This is a genomic window from Bacteroidales bacterium, assembly GCA_035342335.1.
In the GTDB taxonomy this organism is placed as follows: domain Bacteria; phylum Bacteroidota; class Bacteroidia; order Bacteroidales; family JAGONC01; genus JAGONC01.
In genome coordinates this window covers 1-19,149 of the sequence record DAOQWY010000011.1, presented here as the reverse complement: position 1 = coordinate 19,149, position 19,149 = coordinate 1, and the positions used below count along the sequence as shown (strand labels likewise).

Here is a 19,149-nt window from a genome sequence, read left to right as displayed (position 1 = left end):
CGTTATCTATGAAAACGAACGACCTTAAAGAAATACTTGTTAACAGCAACCTAAGGGTCACTCCCCAGCGGTTGGCGGTGCTGAAAGCGGTTTGCCAGCTACACGGACACCCATCCTCAGAGGAAGTTCAGCAGTACATCCACCGCAGCAATCCCAACATCGCCCTGGGTACGGTATATAAAACACTGGAGACCTTTGTCGGGAAAGGCATCCTGGAAAGGGTAAAAACGGAAAAGGATTTTATGAGGTACGATTCAGTCAGGATGAAGCATCATCACCTCTACTGTACCGATTCAGAAAAAATAGAAGATTATTTTGATGAAGAACTGGATGCGCTTTTGAAAGAATATTTTGAAAGAAAACAAATCCCCCACTTTCAAATAAGGGATATTAAACTTCAGATCATCGGAAAATTCAACGATCAACTAACCTAAACATCCTTGACTTACAACACATAACCATGGCAAAGAAAAAACTTACAACTGCATCCGGCAGGCCCTATGTGGAAAACGAGAACAGCCAGACTGTCGGCCCAAGGGGCCCGGTCCTCCTGCAAGATTACATTCTTCACGAAAAGATGGCACATTTTAACCGCGAACGCATCCCGGAGCGTGTCGTACATGCCAAGGGAACGGGTGCATTCGGTAAATTCACGGTGACACACGACATCTCACACTATACACGGGCAAAACTTTTCAGCAAGACCGGCAATGAGTGCCGCGTATTTCTCCGGTTCTCGACCGTTGGCGGAGAAAAAGGCAGTGCGGATACCGAACGTGATCCCCGCGGTTTCGCCATTAAATTCTACACCGTTGATGGAAACTGGGACCTGGTCGGAAATAACACCCCTGTCTTCTTCATCAAGGATCCCAAGAAGTTCAGCGATTTTATCCATACACAGAAACGGGATCCCCGTACCAACCTGAAGTGCGCGACCATGATGTGGGATTTCTGGAGCCTGAATCCTGAAAGCCTTCACCAGGTGCTTATCCTGTTCAGCGACCGTGGCACCCCCTACAGCTACAGGCATACCAACGGTTACGGGAGTCATACGTTCTCCCTGTACAATGCCAGAGGAGAGCGTTTCTGGGTGAAGTTCCACTTGAAAACGATGCAGGGAATCAAAAACTTCACGGGACCGGAAGCCGAAGCGATGAAGGGTAAAGATCCCGACTGGGCGCAGCGTGACCTGGTACAGGCGATCGACAACAAAGATTTTCCGAAATGGGCGATGAAGATACAGGTCATGACCGAAGAACAGGCCAAAACCTTCCGCTGGAATCCTTTTGACCTGACCAAGGTCTGGCCGCATGGCGAATATCCACTCATGGATGTGGGTGTTTTGGAACTCAATGAGATCCCGTCCAATTATTTCAGGGATGTTGAACAGTCGGCCTTTGCGCCAGCCCACGTAGTGGATGGCATCGGGTATTCACCCGATAAGATGCTGCAGGGGCGGCTTCTCTCCTACCCCGACGCACACCGCTACCGCCTGGGAGCCAACTATGAGCAGATTCCTGTTAACAGGCCCATCACGGAAGTCAGCAATTACCAGCGCGACGGGTCTATGCGCGTGGATGAGAACGGTAACGACAAGCCGAACTACTTCCCCAACAGCTTTGATGACATCCAGACGAATCAGAGCTACAAGGAACCGGCTCAGAAACTGGATTCCCCGGTGGCCGACTGGTACGACCGCAATGAAAACGATGATGATCACTTTACCCAGCCGGGAATGCTTTTCAGCAAAGTGATGACCCAACAGGAACGACGGAACACCATCAGCAACCTGGTGGGCTCCATGAGCGGGATCAAGGGCGACAAGCGCCTGGAGATCATCAACCGGCAACTGCACCACTTCCACAAAGCCGATCCCGAACTGGCCGCCAGGGTTGCAGAAGGGCTTGGCGTATCATTCAAATCGTAATTCATTGAAATATAATTAATTAATAACTTCATTAAAAAAGGTACAATTTAACAGTTTAACAATTTGACAATTTATCAATTTATCAGTTTAACAATTTAACTTAAACATTATGGAAACAAAACAAGAACAAACCGTCGTTTCGATGCCCAGGATCAATGATCCGGCACCGTCATTCAAAGCGATTACCACACAGGGAACCATCAATTTCCCGGAAGACTACCAAGGCAGCTGGGTCATATTATTCAGCCATCCGGCCGATTTCACGCCAGTATGCACTTCTGAATTCATGACCTTCGCCCACATGGAAAAACAGTTCAACGACCTCAATTGCAAGCTGGTCGGACTGTCGGTCGACGGCCTCTACAGCCATATTGCGTGGCTCAGGACCATCAAGGAAAAGATCACTTACAAAGGGATGAAAGATATCGAGGTGACCTTCCCCCTGATCGAGGACATCACCATGGAAGTGGCCAACAAATATGGCATGATCCAGCCGGGTGAAAGCAATACCAAAGCCGTCAGGGCTGTCTTCTTCATCGACCCAAAAGGAATCATCCGGACGATCATTTACTACCCGCTGAGCCTGGGCAGGAACTTTGATGAGCTGCTGCGCGTTTTGATCGCACTTCAGGCCGCCGACAGTTTCGGCATTGCCACGCCGGCCGACTGGCGCCCGGGCGACGACGTGATCGTTCCCACAGCTGGCTCCTGCGGTACCGCAAAAAACCGGATGGAAGGGAAAGAGGGTGAAATGACCTGTTACGACTGGTTCTTCTGCACGAAAAAACTACCGAAGGATAAAGTGTTCGAGGCACTGAAGAAATAATTTTCCTGGTCACTGACATTTGAGCATCGATAAAATCCGGAAATTTGCCGGAAATTTTGAGCGATGCAGTGGCTGATTGATCTTTTCACCAACGATTCCGTTGCCCATGCTGTCGTCGTTTACAGTATGGTGATAGCCATGGGCATCGGACTCGGTAAGGTTAAGGTTTACGGGATAAGCCTGGGTATCACCCTGGTGCTCTTTGTGGGAATCCTCATCGGGCACCTGGGATTATCCATTCATCATCTTGTGCTGGAATTTGCCAAGGACTTCGGATTGATCCTGTTTGTCTACTCCATTGGTCTTCAGGTCGGCACCGGATTCTTTTCCTCGCTCCGCTATGGAGGCACCCGGCTGAACCTGCTGGCCTTGACGATCATTGCTCTTCACGCAGGTATAACCATCCTGGTGCACTATCTCGGGAACATTTCGATGCCTGTTGCCGTGGGTATCATGTCGGGCGCTGTGACCAACACACCCGGACTGGGAGCCGCACAGGAAACACTCAACCAGCTTAAAGCCACAGGCCTTGATACCGACATTCCGGATATCGGCCTGGGATATGCAGTGGCCTACCCTTTTGGGGTCATGGGAATCATCCTCAGCATGATCCTGATCAAATCGGTGTTCAGGATCCATATTGACTCGGAAATTGATACCTTCAATAAACTGAAGTTTCCCATTGAGGAATTACCCGACCAGATCTTTATCGAAGTAACCAACCCGGCACTGTATGGACGGAAAATCATTGACGTTGTACCGGAACTGAAAATGGAGGTCATCTTTTCAAGGCTTTACAGGAAAGGCGAGATCATTTTCCCCGACAAAGACACCATTCTGATGGGAGGGGACATTGTTCTCATCACTTCATCCCGGGCCAATCACCGTGCGCTTGTACGACATATCGGGAAAGAAAGTGCATTGGATGTTCGGACTGTGCCGTGTAAGCTGATGTCGAAGCAGGTGATCGTGACCCGGACTAAAATGGCAGGTCAGACCCTGGGATCCTTGCGGCTACGATCCAACTATGGCGTTAACATCACGCGAATCAGCAGGGCTGGCATTGAATTCGTCGCCAATCCCAACCTGAGGCTGCAGATCGGTGATAAACTTGCGGTGGTAGGAGAAGAAGACCACATCGACCGGGTGGCCGGTGTGCTTGGAAATTCGCTGAAACGGCTCAACGAACCCAATCTTGTACCCATTTTTATCGGAATTCTTCTGGGTGTGATGCTTGGCAGCATCCCGATCGTTGTCCCCGGCATTCCCATTCCCATACGCCTGGGACTAGCCGGAGGGCCGTTGATCATCGCCATCCTGGTCAGCAACTTCGGGTATAAGATATCCCTTGTTTCCTATACAACACCGAGTGCCAACCTGATGCTCAGGGAAATCGGCATTGTCCTGTTCCTGGCAAGTGTCGGAATCAAAGCAGGTGATCAATTCATTCCAACCCTGGTCTCAGGGGAAGGATTTGTCTGGATGGGATATGGAGCCATCATTACCCTGACACCCCTGGTGCTGGTCGGATTTTTTGCCCGGAAACGAATGAAGATGAATTACATAGAGATCTGCGGTCTCCTGGCTGGCAGCACTACCGATCCTCCTGCTCTCGCCTATGCCAATTCCATCGCCACCACCGACGCCCCTTCGATCACCTATGCAACGGTGTATCCCCTGACCATGTTCCTTCGTATCCTTGTTGCCCAGATGCTTATTATCCTTTTTGTGTAAAAAGAAGCGTCGTGTTGGCTGAAGAGAAGATTTATTTCTTCGCTTTGGGCCGGGCAGTTACTGTTTTGGCTTTCGGAGCTTTTGCAGGTGCTGCCTTTGCTTTAGGAGCTTTTGCTGAAGCCGGTTTCACTGCCGGGGTCTTTTTAGCCGTTACGGTTTTATTTTTAGCTACCGGCTTTACCTCATCATCTTTCCTGAAAGCTTCAGCTGCTTTTGCAAAACCACCCTTCAGAGCTGACCACGCATCGCCTGCTTTGTCCTTGAAATCTTCCCATTTGTCCTCACCGGCATCCATGATATCGTTCATTTCCTTCGCCATCTTATCCTTCTTCACCTTCAGGTCCTTCATTTTTTCCTCATATTTGACCTTTGCGCTTTCCTTCGCCTGGCCGGCTTTCACTTCCAGCTCATCCAGTTCACCATCCCACTTGTCCAGCTGTTTTTTCAATTTTTCGATATACACATCACGTTTACTCATGGCTACTTGCTTTAAATTAATAAAATGTAATAAAGTTAATTACGTATTTTCACCTATTAAACGTCAAAATTATAAAATATAGTATTCATTATGAAAGCGTACGGATATCTGATTAACGATTAACCGATATTTGATTTGGGATTTGATTTGGGATTTGATTTGGGATTTAAATCAAATATCAGATATCGGTTAACCGTTCATCAGATATCGCTCAGGGCGCTTCGATGGTATAGGCCATCTTTGTCAGGTCGACGGTGACCTTGTACGAGCCAGCTGAGGGGCCCGGAATGCCCGGAGGATCCGGGACACTTTCCGTGGGTCGGTAGACCATCAGACCCTTTTTGGAATTACCCTTTTCATTGGTTCCCCATTGCGGAGCCCATTGTCCGGGAACTTCCAGGAACTTGAGAGCGCCTCCGCCCAGCAGGTTGGTGGTGATGGTAAACACATGGTCGGGACCTTCGGTCATTTTCAGCCCGGCTGTATTGTCCCATCCGGCTGATGTGGCGTCACCGATCAGGTATAGTTCACCGGAGGTCAAAAATGTTTTGTATTCCAGCAGCAGGGTATCGGCTTCGATGTAGTAATCTCCGGATACGGTTCCCATGGGTACGGCTGGTGGATCGGCTGTGGCCTCATCGGGCCGGTAAACCAGCGGGCCTGACTCCAGGGTACCGGTGGCATCGGTTCCCCACTGCGGTGCCCAGGCGCCCAGCATCGAAAGGAACTTGAACCAGTCGCCGGCCGCGTCCAGGTACTCCACCCGGGCGAACTTGCCGCTGCCGATGTGTTCCATCGGGATCGCCTGGGTGTTGTCCCAGTCAATGTCCGTCGCATCGCCGATCAGGTAAATGGGTTTGACATAGATGATCTCGGAATAGGGCGTGATCGCAAGGGTGATCACATCGGAATACACGACCGAATATTCACTGTACGTATTCAGAAACGCTTTTATCCTGTAGTCAAAATCATAGGCGATATCCGGTTCCAGCTCCAAAACTCCCAGTAGTTGGTTGTTCACCTGGGCTATGGTTGTCTCATACGTGAGTCCGGTCGTACTTACCAGATCCATCGGATCTGTAAAATTCTTCCCGGCAAAGTCCATCTGCAGGATGTACTTGGTAGATTCCAGATTTCCGAGGTCGTATTTTGTATCCGACCATCTAAATTCAACTACGCTGTCGGCTAATTCCTTTAAGAGGACCAGGGATGATCCGCTTGAAGGGGATAGGATGGACGACTTCACCGTCTTGCTCATGTCCAGTTTCGGATCCCGTAGTTCCTCTTCACAGGCTGTAAAAAAGATGAATCCTGTGAGTGCAATGATGCTATATACCAGTTTTTTCATAGGGTATTTTCGTTTTAAAGTGATCTTAATAGTCCGGATTCTGTTTCAGGTTCAGGTTAGCTGTCAGATCGGATGAGGGGATCGGGAACAAGTTGTATTTTTCAGCTGTGGCCATTCCATCCATCGTTTTCCCTTTCCAGGGCCAGAGGTAATCCCCGCCAGTGAACAGTCCATACCGTATCAGGTCGGTTCTGCGGTGGCATTCCCAGTAGAGTTCACGTGCCCGTTCATTCAGGATAAAGCCAAGATCAATGTTCGCAACATTTCCTGTTGCGTTACCGTAGGCCCTTTCCCTCAACTGATTCACATATCCGATGGCCGTTCCGTTGTCACCGCCTGAACCGCCGCGTAATACTGCTTCTGCGTACATCAGATAAACATCGGCCAGCCTGAACATCGGGAAATCGGTATCCGTATACGTCAGATTGGATCCCGGGGCGCCGTCTCGTTTCACGTTCCTGAACTTGGTGATCGCATACCCTTCCGTAAAGAATCCAACATCATTGATTTCAAGGTTCTGGCCGTCGGTGTAAAACATGGCCCGGCTGTCGGTAGTGCCCGTAATATCCGTGAATTTCTGAACAAAGGCTTTTGTTGTCCGTGTTCCGCCCCAGCCGCCTTCGATGCCGAATTCAGTGGGGTTCATCGTTCCTCCCACTGCCGCACAGATGATGAAGGTTGTGCCTCCCCACGTCCTGGTGTAGGTCCCGTCGAAAGGCACTGCGAAAACGACCTCATCCAGGTGGTCGTTATCGGCCAGGAACAGGTTCTGATATTCCGGCTCCAGCGTGTAACCGGCATTGATGATGTTTTTGCAGTAGGTCAGGCACTCGGTATATTTCGGCTGGCCGGTGTACACCTCTGCGTTAAGATAGAGTTTGGCCAGCAGCATCCATAAAGCAGCCTTATCGGCCCGGCCGTACTCATTCTGCCGGGCTTCCACCATCAGATTCTCAATGGCGAGCAGTTCGGATTCTATATAGGCATAAAGGTCGGCTTGTTGGATTTGATTCGGAAAAAATGAACCAACCGGATCCTCTTCCGTCACAAATGGAACATTTCCAAACAGATCCAGTGCATGCCAGTAGCTCAGGGCACGGAGAAACCGTGCCTCAGCCCGGTAATGCTCCACTTCTGTCCTGAGCTTTCCGCTGACTCCACGCTCCGACAGTTTACCCTCAGAGGTCTCCCGGATATATTCGTTGCAAATGGAGATCTGATAAAAGATCCGGTAGTACATGGCCGCAATGAACACATCGCTGGTACCCCAGGTCTGCCAGTGCAGATCCTTGATGGTCTGGTCACTCCACGACATGACCGCTTCGTCCGTTGTCAGCTCCTGGTGATACCAGTAACCTCTCAGATACTGACCGAAGCCTTCATCAATGCCACTGATGTCGCCCGCTCCGTGAGGGCCTATCTGTCCCGAAACGGCAAGTCCTGCATAAAGCTTGGCGAGGACCTGCTTGTAGGAATTTGTGTCATCATACACAGATGCAGCAGTCACTTCATCCTTGTCAAGAGGTACGGTATCCAGGTCCTTCACACAGGAGGTGAACACGATCATACCTGCCGCAATGAACAGGGATATGTCGAATATTTTTTTCATGTTAATCCTTTTTAACGGTTATTAAAATGTCAGGCTGACGCCGAGTACATAAACGCGGGGGCGCGGATAGAGCCTGTTATCGATCCCGTTGCTGACTTCCGGGTCCAGGCCGGTATAGTTGGTGATCACAAAGGCATTGTTGACGGTAGCTGACAGCATAAGGCTCGCCTTTTCCTTGAAAAGCTGGTCAAAGGTGTAATTGAGCGTGATGTTGTCCATCCGGAAGAACGAACCGTTTTCGATATAATAGCTTGACCAGTACCATGGGTAATCAAAGTCGACTTGTACAACTTCCGAAGTTACGTTGCCAAGGTAGGGCCCTTCGGGACGGTACATTCTCTCCCAGACAGCATTTTCGGATTTGACGTTGTTGTAGACCCAGTTTCCGAAGTTGGCCCTTCCGGAAAATGAGAATCCCAGATTCCTGTACTGAAGGCTGGATCCAATGCCAAAATAGAAATCCGCAACCGGATCTTTATAATGAATGCGGTCCTTGTCCGTCTGACCTGAGCCATCTCCGTCCTGATCGACAAACGTACCTTCCAGGGGATTTTCATTGGGATCATAGATCTGCTCCAGCACATAGAAGGAACTGGGAGCGTAACCAACACTGTGAACCTGGATGGTATTGCCCACGCCACCGGAAATTCCACCGACAAGCACGCCGAGATAGTTCGGGTCATCGGTGGCAGTCAGTTTTGTGATCTCGCTGGTGTTGTAGGTGGCATTCAGGTTGATCTCCCAGAAAAGATCCTTCTTTGCTACGGGACGTGTGTTGATGGAAAATTCAACGCCCTTGTTGTCCATATCTCCGATATTGGTCAGGATATAGTTGGTCAGGTTGGACCCGGCGGGTACCGGGATGAAATTGATCAGATCGGCGGTCTGCCGGTAGTAAAAGTCTAACGAACCGTAAAATTTATCCCTGGCAAAACCATAATCCAGTCCGAGGTTCCAGGTGGTGGTCTCCTCCCATTTCAGATTGATGTCATATCCTTCCGGCCGCAGGGTCTGGTAATAAGTACTGCCGAAAAGATAAGCTGCATTCATCTGGCTGTAGGTGTACCTGGGCAGGTAAGGATAGTCACCCTGTCCCAGGTTCTGCTGCCCCGTGATGCCCCATCCGGCCCGGAGTTTGAGCTGCGACAGGACGTTTGCATTCTGCATGAACGGTTCGTCAACGATCTTCCATGCCAGGGCCAGAGATGGAAACAACCCCCAGCGCGTATCCTCGGAGAACCGGGAGGTTCCATCATCACGCAAGGTGAATGTCAGCAGGTACCTGTCAAGCAAAGTATAATTGAACCTGCCGAAAAAGGATACCAGGTAGTTTTCCGTCTCGTAATCGGAGTCATCGGTGACAACTGTTCCTTTCAGGTTCGTGGAATAATTGGATCCTCTCCTCCAGTAATGCTGCCAGGAGTAACCGGCCATGATATTGAAGGCGCTCTTGGCTGATGGAAGGTCTTTGGCATAATTCAGATAGAAATCCAGCACCTCGTTTTTCTTTTCCTGGTCGTATGTTGTACTGACACCTCCTCCGTTGACCGGATCATAGGACCAGGGCGCATACTCCGGAACATACACATTGCCATCGCTCAACGAATGATCGTAACCCAGGTTCAGGTTGGCCCTGAGGTCCGGCAGGAAATGAAACTTATAATCCAGCTGGATATTACCGACCAGCCTGTTCACATTCGATTCATCATCCCTGAGTTCCAGCAAAGCGACAGGATTGGAAGATCCCTGTGATACCGGGGCTCCGGTTGAAGCCTGGGTCCATGCATAATACCCGCCGTAGTCTGTCGTCATGGTCTGAGGATTTCCATTGGCATCATTGTAATGGACCGTGTAAACCGAATCGGAAGTAATGGGCTTTGTCGGATCGTACTGGATGGCAGCTCCAATGGCGCCCTGGTCGGCAAAATGGTTCTTCAGGAACATACCCATCATGTTGAAGTCAATCTTCAGATGGTCGTCGAACAGCGTTGGATTCAAAGAGGCTGAGATCGTGGTGTTTTTCAAATTGTCTGTTTTCAGGATGCCATCCTGATCGGAATAACCCAACGAAATTCGATAGGGAAGATTATCGACCGTCCCGGAAGCGCTCAGGTAATGATCCATACCAAATGCATTCGTATAGATTTCATTTTGCCAGTCCGTATTGTCGTTGCCAAGCATCGACAATACGGTTTCGTTTTCAGCATATCGTTTGTTCAGGAGGGCCTTATATTCTGTTGCCCCCAGCACATTGACCATATTGGGTACTGTGGAAAGAGAAAAACTGCCAGTGTAGTTCAGCTTGATTTTACTTCCTTTTTGACCTTTTTTGGAAGTGATCAGGATAACTCCGTTGGATGCCCGTGAACCGTAAATGGCTGTGGCAGAAGCATCCTTCAGCACGGTAAAGGTTTCAATATCATTTGGATTGAACATGCTGAGCGAGCCCCTGGCACCGGAAACCCCCTCATTGTCCATGGGTACGCCATCAATGATGATCAAGGGATCATTACTGGCTGAAAGAGAAGAACCCTGGCGGATTCGAATGAGGTATCCCTCTCCGGGTGCTCCTCCGCCACTTGTGATCTGTACACCGGCTATTTTACCGGTTATCAATCCGGCCGGAGTCGTAACGAGACCCTTATTGAAGTCCTTGACCGAAACAGCGGAAACCGACCCCGTAGCGTCCTCCTTTTTCTGGACACCGTAGCCGATGACCACCAGCTCCTGCAAGACCGTGGATTTGGTGACCAGGCCAACGTTGACAACGGTGTTGGGCTGAGCAACGATCTCCTGGCTCTCAAAACCAATGAATGAGAAGATCAGGGCCGTGTTGGAGGATTCAACCCGGATCCGGTAAGATCCATTGTCATCCGTAATCGTACCCATGGTCGTTCCCTTGATGACGACGGTCACCCCTGGCAAGGTCGTCCCATCCGCAGCATCGGTCACCACCCCGGTGACATCACCTCCCTGAGCGTATCCTGCCAGATAGGTAAAAAAAAGCAGCATCAGAAAGATGTATCGCTTCGACAGTAACATTTTTCCCATGATGATTGATTTAATTAAGTGACTATTGTTTGAGTATAAAATATAAAATGCTATAAATCAATTTTATTCAAAGATCAATGCTAAAAAATCACAAATTTATTAAAAATTTGATAAGTGATTCAAAAACCGGCCGCAGGAATTACTTTTGAAGCTCAAGGATGAGCGCCTCTCTGGCCGGGACCACCAGATCGTTGAGAAGGTATTCTTTTTTGGTCAAAACATCCTTTCCGGAATGAAAATCACCTGTTACCTCACTGAATCGTTGTGTGCCAAGGGTAACAGGAACATTGTTCTTATTCATCACGATCATGACCGTCTGATCCTTCGTATAACGGAAGTAAACATATATACCATTATTGGGGACGTAATGTACCAGGGATCCGTCGTGAATGACGGGATGATTTTGGCGCCAACGGAGCAATTTCCTCGTAAAATCCTGAATGTCTGTCTGCTGCTGAGTCAGTCCTTTCCCCGAAAAGGCATCAACCGTATCGCTCTCCCAGCCACCCGGGAAGTCACTCCGGATGATTCCGTGATCGCTGGTTCCGGGATTATTCATCGCTATTTCCGTTCCGTAATAAACCTGTGGTATGCCTCTCACCGTCAGGATATAAACCAGACCCATCTTAAAAAGATCAACATCCTCATCAACCTGGGTGAAAAAACGGCTCATGTCGTGGTTATCCGCAAAAATGACCAGGTTGCCCGGATCAGCATACAGAAAATCATTCGCCAGGGTTTCATATAACCGGATCAGTCCATCGGAATAGATGGCGTCATTTTCAACAAGACCTTTAACCAGGGCCTGCTGCAAAGGAAAGTCCATGAGGCTTGGCAGGCAGGACGTGTAACCATCGCGGTTCACTTTTCCTTTTTGCCAGTAGGAAACAAGGGCGGGATTCACGCTCCATTCTTCGCCGACAATGTTCAACTGGGGATACTCGGCCATCAGTCTGCACGACCATTCGCTCATGAAGTCCTTGTCCGGATAGGAGTAGGTATCCTGCCGAATGCCGGCAAGGTGTGCATACTCGATCCACCAGACCGAATTCTGGATCAGGTAGGTTGCCAGGAAAGGATTCTGCTGGTTCATGTCGGGCATGGACTTAACGAACCAGCCATCAGGGAACATCATTTTATCCGATGGAGAAGCATAAGGATCCTGGACCGTTGCCCGCATATGGTTGGTGCTGAAGAATTCCCCGCCTCCGTGGATCCAGTCTTCCGAAGGAAGGTCCTTCATCCACCAGTGTTCTGATCCGCAATGATTGGCCACCATATCCATGATCAGCTTGATCCCTTTGCGTGATGCCATTTCACCCAGCTGTGCATAGAGTTCGTTGGAACCAAACCTGGGGTCCACCCTGTAAAAGTCCGTGATCGCATAGCCGTGATAAGAGGTCCGGGGCATGTTGTTCTCCAGCACCGGGTTCAGCCAGAGGGCTGTAAATCCCATGCCGGCGATATAATCCAGGTGGTCGATGATCCCCTTCAGGTCGCCTCCATGGCGGCCATCCCTGTCATCCCTGTTCAGCTTGTCGGGGTATCCGCTGACCTCATCGTTGGAAGGATCACCGTTGGCAAAGCGGTCGGGGGTGACCAGGTAGATGACATCCGAAGGGCCGAATCCAATCCGCTGGGCGGAACCTGGTTCCCTCTCCCATAGCTCATAATGCCATAAAACTTGCGTCGTTTTATCCTTCTGAAACAAAATATCGAAGCGTCCCGGTTTCACATCCGGACTGATCTTCAATGTAATGAACAGGTAGTTCGGATTCCCTGTACGTTCTGTCCGCTGGATCCTCACTCCCGGATATCTGATCACCGGGGTAAGGTCTGCGATTTGTTCGCCGCAGACCATCAGCTGTAAAACGGGATCATGCATCCCGATCCACCAGGACGGAGGTTCCACGCGTTTCAGGGAATAGCCATCAGCAAAAGAAAGGGGTATCCATAATGAAAAACAGATGGCCAGGCAGGTGAGTCGTCTCATGTTGATTGTTAATGGTTTCACAGTTCCCAGGTGACCGTCAGATTCTCCCGGCCCCGGATAAAACAATTGGCAACGGTGTAAGTCACAGTGTACGGCTGGTCACCCTTGCCGCTGACACGCAGGAGGATGGTTGCATTTGCAGGCAGGAAGATCCGCCGGGGTGCCATGGATTCCCCGGATTCGGTTCCCGCTGTCAGTGTATAATTGACATCCGATGTATTCGTCAGGTAGTAGGAGCGTTCCTTGTCGGTCAGATTGAAAGGTTTGCCAAGGGTGACGGATTTCATGAACAGTTCCCTGAGCCAGGTTTCCTGCCCGATCAGCGTATCTTCGAACCAGCCTGCCGTGCGATGAGCCAGCAAGGCTTCCCGTATGGATTCAATAGTACGTTCTCTGGCAAAAACCAGGGTCACCAGCCGGTGTTTCACACCCGCATATTCCCTGTAGATCTCCGAAGGTTCATGGATATCCGAGTTGCAGAGGACCGTAAGGTTCTTGTCCATGCACCATTGCAGTGCCTCGGGATACCATTCGCCGTAATTGCCCACTTCGATCCCGTGGATCAGGTTTTTGGCCAGAAGGTCCGTATGAACATCGTACCAACGGATCCCATCCTTTGCCTGGGCGATCCAGCCCGGATGATTCCAGAAAATGAAGGCACCCTGATCAGCCAGTCCCCGCAGGGTCTTTTCATAGTCCGGATCGTCAGCCGAATCTGCGTTTTCAATGAACAATGCATTCAAATGGCCGGGCGGCATTTTCCGTGTCACCTCCGCACCGCGTATTAACAGTATATTCAACTGGTCAGCCGCGGGCTTCATCAGTTCCCAGGCATTATTGCTTGCAGTATCTACGTACTTCTTATGAGGTTGATATTCAAGATGATCTGTGATTGCAATGGCATCCAGCCCTTCCCGGAAGGCTTCCCATATCCTCACATCAGGCCAGACATAAGCATCGGAAAACACAGTATGGATGTGTAAGTAGCATTTAAGGGTATGGTAGCCCAGGATATCCGGAAAATGGATCTCCTTGCGGACGAGCTGCTGGGAAACAACTTTGCCAGGCATCCATACACAACCCGTGATAATATACAGGAATAAATATAGAACAATATTTCTCATTTCTCCTCTCTCCTCTCTCCTCTCTCCTCTCTCCTCTCATTCCCCAACCTCCTTAAACCTTCCCTGGAAAAAGCGCAGATGTTCAGGTTCGTAGGTGAACTGCAATCCGCGGATGGTGTGCCGCTGTTCGTAGAGACGGATGATCCCCTCCGCGACTGCTTTCATATGGTCGCGTGTATAGACCCGTCTGGGGATGGTCAGACGGACCAGTTCCAGGGCGGGGCGAAAATTCTGCCCTGTGACGGGATTGCGTCCTTTGCTGACGTTGCCGCGTTCCATGGCCCGCACGCCTGTTTCGACGAAAAGCTGTGCTGCCAGCATCTGTGAGGGAAACTGATCCTGGTCGAGGTGTGAAAGGAATGCGCGTGCATCCAGAAAGATTGCATGTGCTCCATAGGGCAGCACAATGGGAATGCCTGCCTTATGCAGCAGCTCTCCCAGGTAGGCGGTCTGCTCGATGCGGGAATTGATGTACGCATCATCTACCATTTCGCGAAGTCCCTGTGCGTGTGCAGCCATGTCACCGGCCGAGGTGCCTCCGCTGCAATACGTCCCTTCAAAGATGCGGAGCATCTGAAGCCCCTTCCGGTACCATTGCTCATTGTCCCTGAAAAGCAGGGAGCCCGACAGGTTGCTCAGCATGTCCTTCTTGCTGGAAATGGTGGCGCCGTCGCCATAGCTGAACATCTCCAGGAGGATGTCGGCAACCGGTACATTCCTGTACACAGGGTCGTTCCGCTGTATGAAACAGGCGTTCTCGGCGCAGCGCGTGGCATCAAAGAATACCGGAATGTTCCTCGCCTTGCACCAGGTGTACACCTCCTTGATGTTCGTCATCGACACCGGCTGCCCCCCGGCAAGGTTAACATTGAACTCATAGGAGAGGTAGGAAAGCTTCCTGCCTTCGGCTGTTGCTTTTTCATAAAGGGTCTCCATCTTGGCAAGGTCAACATTCCCCTTCCAGGGAAAAGTGGAAGCTGTCTGATGGGCTTCATCAACGATGACATCCACAAAAGTTCCCCCGGCCATTTCCTGATGTTCCCTGGTGGTGGTGAAGTACATGTTGCCGGGGACATAGTCGCCCGGTTTGATGAACATCTGCGACATGATATGTTCTGCCGCCCGTCCCTGATGGGTCAGGATGATATACTTATGCCCGTAAATTTTCTGGGCGGTCGATACAATGTCCAGGTAGGCATCCGGGGTGGCCGGGGTTTCTTTTGCCCGCAGGTAGGCCATCCACTGCTCGACACTCATCGCGCTGGTTCCCGAATCGGTCAGGAAATCGATGGTCACATCCTCCGATTTGAGCAGGAAGGTATTGTAACCTGCCTCTTTCATCGCTTTGAGGCGTTGTTCACGCGTATCCATCCCGACGTGCTCAATGGAATGGATCGTATAGGGTTCGCAGGTAAAACGATAAGATTCCAGTTCCGGGGCGATCCATTCAAAGCAGGCCTCAAAGGTGAAGACAGGCTGGTTGACAGGATCCAGCGGGGAGACAAGCGCCCGCTGTTCATATAGTTTCACAATGGCATCCCCGATCTGTTCCACCTGGGTACTCATCAATGCCCTGCGCGGAATGAGTACAGGCAATAAGTTGTCATTTTTATAATTCTCCTCCAGATGACACCGTATGCCGGAACTCAGGTACAGCGCCGCAGCAACGGTCTCTGCCGCCGCCGGTCCGGCATCGGGAAGAAACTGATCGGCACGAAGGTACACTCCGTTAAACCCCCGGATATAGGGCACGTTACCCTTATCGAGCGCCTCTGCCAAAACAGACACCTGGTGGTCGGTCCACTGGGCGTGCAATGGATCTGACATTTCCCTGAGGCCGGTGGCCACCACTTCCATGGTCCTGCCAGCCATGCCCCCATAGGTATGCAGCCCCTCAAATACGACGACTGTATTCTGATAATGTTCGTGATCCTTCGGATCGTGTGAGGCAAGGAATCCACCGACGTTACTCAGGGAATCCTGTCCTCCATCAAACAGGACCGTATGACAGGATGCAGCCAGTAATTTGATCACGGAGCCAAGATCGCTGTTTTTGAATACAGGATCATGCTGAAGAACATAATACGCTGCTTCAACGATGCAGGAAGCATCCATGATCAGCTTCACCTGGTGAGCATCTGCGAGCTTTTTGATCTCCTGGAGATTTCCGGGTGAAACGGGCCGATACCCTTCGCCCTGCAGATCCATATAGATCAGGGCCACTTTGCTCCTGTTCTTTTCCAGAAACTGCCGAAGGCCCGACAGATCAATGTTACCCGGGTAGAGGGGCACTGCAGCCGTGCCAAGCAATTGGCAGTCACCCCCGAATGCCCTGAATGTCGGGAAAGGCATCGTCGTATTTCCCGCCACGATCTTCCGGTGAGTGAGATGTACGTAACTGAGTAATTTCAATCCTCCGAACGTATTGTGGACCGGACAAACACTGTCAATGGCGAACACATCCCGCACTGAATCGTTGAGACGGTAAAAATTTCTTGCACCGGCATAGGCTTCATCCCCGATGAAAAGATTGCCAAGCTGTTCCTGGCTCATGGCAGAGCTGCCCTGTGTGACCATGTCGAAAGCCACTTGATTGGAGGGTAGCAGATCAACATTATAACCGGCATTCCTCAGGGCCTTTTTCCTGTCCGGCAGGCTCTTGAACCGGATGTTCCTGATCGATTTGATTTTATAAGGCTCGTGCAATGTCATCATTTTCCTTTCTCTTATAAATAACAGTAATTAACGTGTAGATAATATATTATGTTTGAATTCATCAACGCAGAAGCCTGTTATCAACCACAGCGGATAAGTCTTTCAAATTTAACAAAATTTCAGAAATACGATCAAATTGTGAACTTTTTTCACCTTTGTTCTCATGATTTTTGATAAATATCCCCGTACCTTTGGGCAGATTTGAATATCCTGCGGTCTGAATGATTCTGTAATCCGTTATCTGTGAAAAAATTTCTTTTTCTTTTCCTGGCAGCGATCAGTCTGGTTAATGTAAAAAGCCAAGGCCAGTCAAGCGTTGAATACACCCACTGGACGCTGGCCCATATCATAAACGATTATAAGGAAGTGCCTGTCTATGACTCCTTCATTACCGGCGGACCCGTCATTGAGCAGCTTGATTCGCTGGGAGGTAGCCTGATATTTTACCTGACACCCCAGGGCAACCGTGATTGCAGGCAGGCATTCCGTGTCGGATGGCAGTTTGCACGATCCGTAAAGGACCTGGAGGAGGGCAAAAGCGTGGATGTGGAGGTTTTCAGCTATCCGGTGATCGATTCCGTCAGGGGAGTGCTTGAATGTTTTCGCAATGCAACCGAAGCAGTTGGGCAAAATGAAGAAGTCAGGGTGAGATTCACTGGTGGAAGCTCCACTGGATTGGACAACTGGCCTGACCTTTCCTTTTACTGGGAACAGTCATCCCCTGATCTTTTTAAAGTAAATCAGGTCATTGAGGCTGCCTCCGGGGGTAACCTGACCACTGCGTCAGGATCACTTCTCGTTCAGGATCCGGATGAAGATCCTTCAGCGGACGACGTTGCCTTTGGAGCGTTCGCCATTGAGATCAGCAGGGAGGGAGCATTTGATTACAGGGTAATCTATCTTTACGACGGGAAGGAGTCGGACCTGTCGCCGGCGGGAGCTCATCGTTTGCTGCTTGACAAGCTGGTGGTGGAGCACAGTGTCACCGGTAACAGCGCAGAGCCGGTGATGCATATTTCCCTGATGGGTTTACTGGAACAGGCTGTGGGCCATGATGTCCGGATCGGCATCCATTTTTTTGACAACTACCGCCGTCCCCTGCCCGGAATCGAAGGTGATGCAGTGTATTGTGATTCGCTTGGCTATGCCGTCACCTCTTCTGCTGTCAGGCGCGTACCCAGCCGGCAGTATTACCTGAACGAACTGGCAATGACCATGCCCTATTATGCCCTGAATCTTCCCCTGTCAAACGCAGGCCATATGATCTATCTCCATGCGGAAATTTTTCTCGACAATAAAAGCATCGGAATGTCACGGATGGCACAGACGACGTTCTTCTGGTAATCCCTAAGCAGTCAGCAGTCAACAATTTGACAATTTGACAATTTATCACTGAATAATAACGAACGACAACCAATGACTATGAATGACAATTAATTTTTGTATTTTTGCGCACCTTTTCCGGCGAGGTAGCTCAGGTGGTTAGAGCGTCGGATTCATAACCCGAAGGTCAGGGGTTCAATTCCCCTCCTCGCTACCCTATTTTAACAATAAAAGCCTGTAAATTAATGACTTACAGGCTTTTCATTTTTCATCCTTCATCAAATATCCTTCATCCTTACATTAAATACCTGTGGATTAAGGAAATAAAGTAGGGTGGAAAGAATGTACTCCCTTATGTTTTAGGGATTCTCCAGCGCAGGAATTGATTACAAATGGAAATGATGATTATGGATCTGCGTCTTGGTTCCGCCTGCGGCGGAATTCAATGAATCAATTAATCCATTGATTCCTGCTTTCGCAGGGATGACCCCTCGCTGCGCTCGGGGTTGACGCACGGTGAAGGTCGCTCGCGGAGCTCGGGATGACGGTGCGGGGAAGGGGTAAACGGATCCCTCACTGCGTTCGGGATGACGACCGTGGGAAAGGGCAAATAAAGCGGCGCGGCACTCATCTGAAATTTTCAATGGTGTGCCGCGCCGCTTCCTTCTTTAATGTATCAAACGCCGTCATCCCGAGTGTAACGAGGGATCTGTTTACTTTTACGCATCGTCAATCCGAAGCGAAGCGAGGGACCTGTTAAATGTTACCACGCATCGTCATCCCGAAGCGCAGCGAGGGACCTGTTAAATGTTTCCCCGCGCCGTCATCCCGAGCGCCAGCGAGGGATCCGTACGCCCCTCGAGCTCTGTGCTTCTCGTGCTTTTTCCGCCTGCGGCGGAATTCAATGAATCAATTAATCCATTGATTCCTGCTTTCGCAGGGATGACCCCTCGCTGCGCTCGGGGCGCCGAGTAGGCCGGGGCATTTCAGCCCCAGCCTCTCACAGAACCGTACGTGATAG

12 protein-coding genes and 1 tRNA gene are annotated in these 19,149 nt (G+C 50.2%); 6 read left to right on the top strand and 7 right to left on the bottom strand.

Annotated features, from left to right (window positions below):
• Window positions 1-8: 8 nt before the first annotated feature.
• From PKI34_07105 to PKI34_07090, 4 genes are all read left to right on the top strand, one after another.
• A complete protein-coding gene (locus PKI34_07105; protein HNS17569.1) occupies window positions 9-434 on the top strand; it encodes a transcriptional repressor in 426 nt (141 codons plus the stop codon).
• Window positions 435-460: 26 nt separating this feature from the next.
• The gene (locus PKI34_07100) at window positions 461-1,927 is read left to right on the top strand and encodes a catalase (protein ID HNS17568.1); all 1,467 of its coding nucleotides are present in this window, start codon (window positions 461-463) and stop codon (window positions 1,925-1,927) included.
• A gap of 109 nt (window positions 1,928-2,036) precedes the next feature.
• Window positions 2,037-2,753 (top strand): peroxiredoxin, encoded by a 717-nt coding sequence (locus tag PKI34_07095; GenBank protein HNS17567.1) that lies wholly within the window; start codon window positions 2,037-2,039, stop codon window positions 2,751-2,753.
• A gap of 63 nt (window positions 2,754-2,816) precedes the next feature.
• Window positions 2,817-4,487: a putative transporter gene (locus tag PKI34_07090; protein ID HNS17566.1), complete on the top strand. Its 1,671-nt coding sequence runs from the start codon at window positions 2,817-2,819 to the stop codon at window positions 4,485-4,487.
• Between the two features lie 31 nt (window positions 4,488-4,518).
• Here PKI34_07090 and PKI34_07085 read toward each other — a convergent pair whose 3' ends face one another.
• The 7 genes from PKI34_07085 to PKI34_07055 form a co-directional block, all read right to left on the bottom strand.
• The gene (locus PKI34_07085; GenBank protein ID HNS17565.1) at window positions 4,519-4,965 is read right to left on the bottom strand and encodes a hypothetical protein; all 447 of its coding nucleotides are present in this window, start codon (window positions 4,963-4,965) and stop codon (window positions 4,519-4,521) included.
• Window positions 4,966-5,176: 211 nt separating this feature from the next.
• Window positions 5,177-6,313, bottom strand: a complete 1,137-nt coding sequence (locus PKI34_07080) for a SusF/SusE family outer membrane protein (protein HNS17564.1) — start codon at window positions 6,311-6,313, stop codon at window positions 5,177-5,179.
• 25 nt (window positions 6,314-6,338) lie between these two features.
• Complete coding sequence (locus PKI34_07075) at window positions 6,339-7,922, bottom strand: RagB/SusD family nutrient uptake outer membrane protein (GenBank protein HNS17563.1); 1,584 nt, start codon at window positions 7,920-7,922, stop codon at window positions 6,339-6,341.
• A 21-nt stretch (window positions 7,923-7,943) separates the two neighbouring features.
• On the bottom strand, window positions 7,944-10,973 hold the full coding sequence (locus tag PKI34_07070) for a TonB-dependent receptor (GenBank protein HNS17562.1): 3,030 nt from the start codon (window positions 10,971-10,973) through the stop codon (window positions 7,944-7,946).
• A 139-nt stretch (window positions 10,974-11,112) separates the two neighbouring features.
• Window positions 11,113-12,966 (bottom strand): glycoside hydrolase family 13 protein, encoded by a 1,854-nt coding sequence (locus PKI34_07065; GenBank protein ID HNS17561.1) that lies wholly within the window; start codon window positions 12,964-12,966, stop codon window positions 11,113-11,115.
• A gap of 17 nt (window positions 12,967-12,983) precedes the next feature.
• Complete coding sequence (locus tag PKI34_07060) at window positions 12,984-14,036, bottom strand: Sb-PDE family phosphodiesterase (protein HNS17560.1); 1,053 nt, start codon at window positions 14,034-14,036, stop codon at window positions 12,984-12,986.
• A 90-nt stretch (window positions 14,037-14,126) separates the two neighbouring features.
• Window positions 14,127-16,805, bottom strand: coding sequence for a tryptophanase (locus PKI34_07055; GenBank protein ID HNS17559.1), 2,679 nt, complete (start codon window positions 16,803-16,805; stop codon window positions 14,127-14,129).
• A 243-nt stretch (window positions 16,806-17,048) separates the two neighbouring features.
• Here PKI34_07055 and PKI34_07050 point away from each other — a divergent pair, with 243 nt between their 5' ends.
• Window positions 17,049-18,149, top strand: coding sequence for a hypothetical protein (locus tag PKI34_07050; protein ID HNS17558.1), 1,101 nt, complete (start codon window positions 17,049-17,051; stop codon window positions 18,147-18,149).
• A 119-nt stretch (window positions 18,150-18,268) separates the two neighbouring features.
• Window positions 18,269-18,342: transfer RNA gene (locus PKI34_07045), tRNA-Met, on the top strand.
• Window positions 18,343-19,149: the final 807 nt, after the last annotated feature.

Excerpts from the sequence above, each read along its gene's own strand:
- PKI34_07105 (HNS17569.1), top strand. The coding sequence starts at position 9 with ATGAAAACGAACGACCTTAAAGAAATACTTGTTAACAGCAACCTAAGG.
- PKI34_07100 (HNS17568.1), top strand. The coding sequence starts at position 461 with ATGGCAAAGAAAAAACTTACAACTGCATCCGGCAGGCCCTATGTGGAA.
- PKI34_07095 (HNS17567.1), top strand. The coding sequence starts at position 2,037 with ATGGAAACAAAACAAGAACAAACCGTCGTTTCGATGCCCAGGATCAAT.
- PKI34_07090 (HNS17566.1), top strand. The coding sequence starts at position 2,817 with ATGCAGTGGCTGATTGATCTTTTCACCAACGATTCCGTTGCCCATGCT.
- PKI34_07085 (HNS17565.1), bottom strand. The coding sequence starts at position 4,965 with ATGAGTAAACGTGATGTGTATATCGAAAAATTGAAAAAACAGCTGGAC.
- PKI34_07080 (HNS17564.1), bottom strand. The coding sequence starts at position 6,313 with ATGAAAAAACTGGTATATAGCATCATTGCACTCACAGGATTCATCTTT.
- PKI34_07075 (HNS17563.1), bottom strand. The coding sequence starts at position 7,922 with ATGAAAAAAATATTCGACATATCCCTGTTCATTGCGGCAGGTATGATC.
- PKI34_07070 (HNS17562.1), bottom strand. The coding sequence starts at position 10,973 with ATGGGAAAAATGTTACTGTCGAAGCGATACATCTTTCTGATGCTGCTT.
- PKI34_07065 (HNS17561.1), bottom strand. The coding sequence starts at position 12,966 with ATGAGACGACTCACCTGCCTGGCCATCTGTTTTTCATTATGGATACCC.
- PKI34_07060 (HNS17560.1), bottom strand. The coding sequence starts at position 14,036 with ATGCCTGGCAAAGTTGTTTCCCAGCAGCTCGTCCGCAAGGAGATCCAT.
- PKI34_07055 (HNS17559.1), bottom strand. The coding sequence starts at position 16,805 with ATGATGACATTGCACGAGCCTTATAAAATCAAATCGATCAGGAACATC.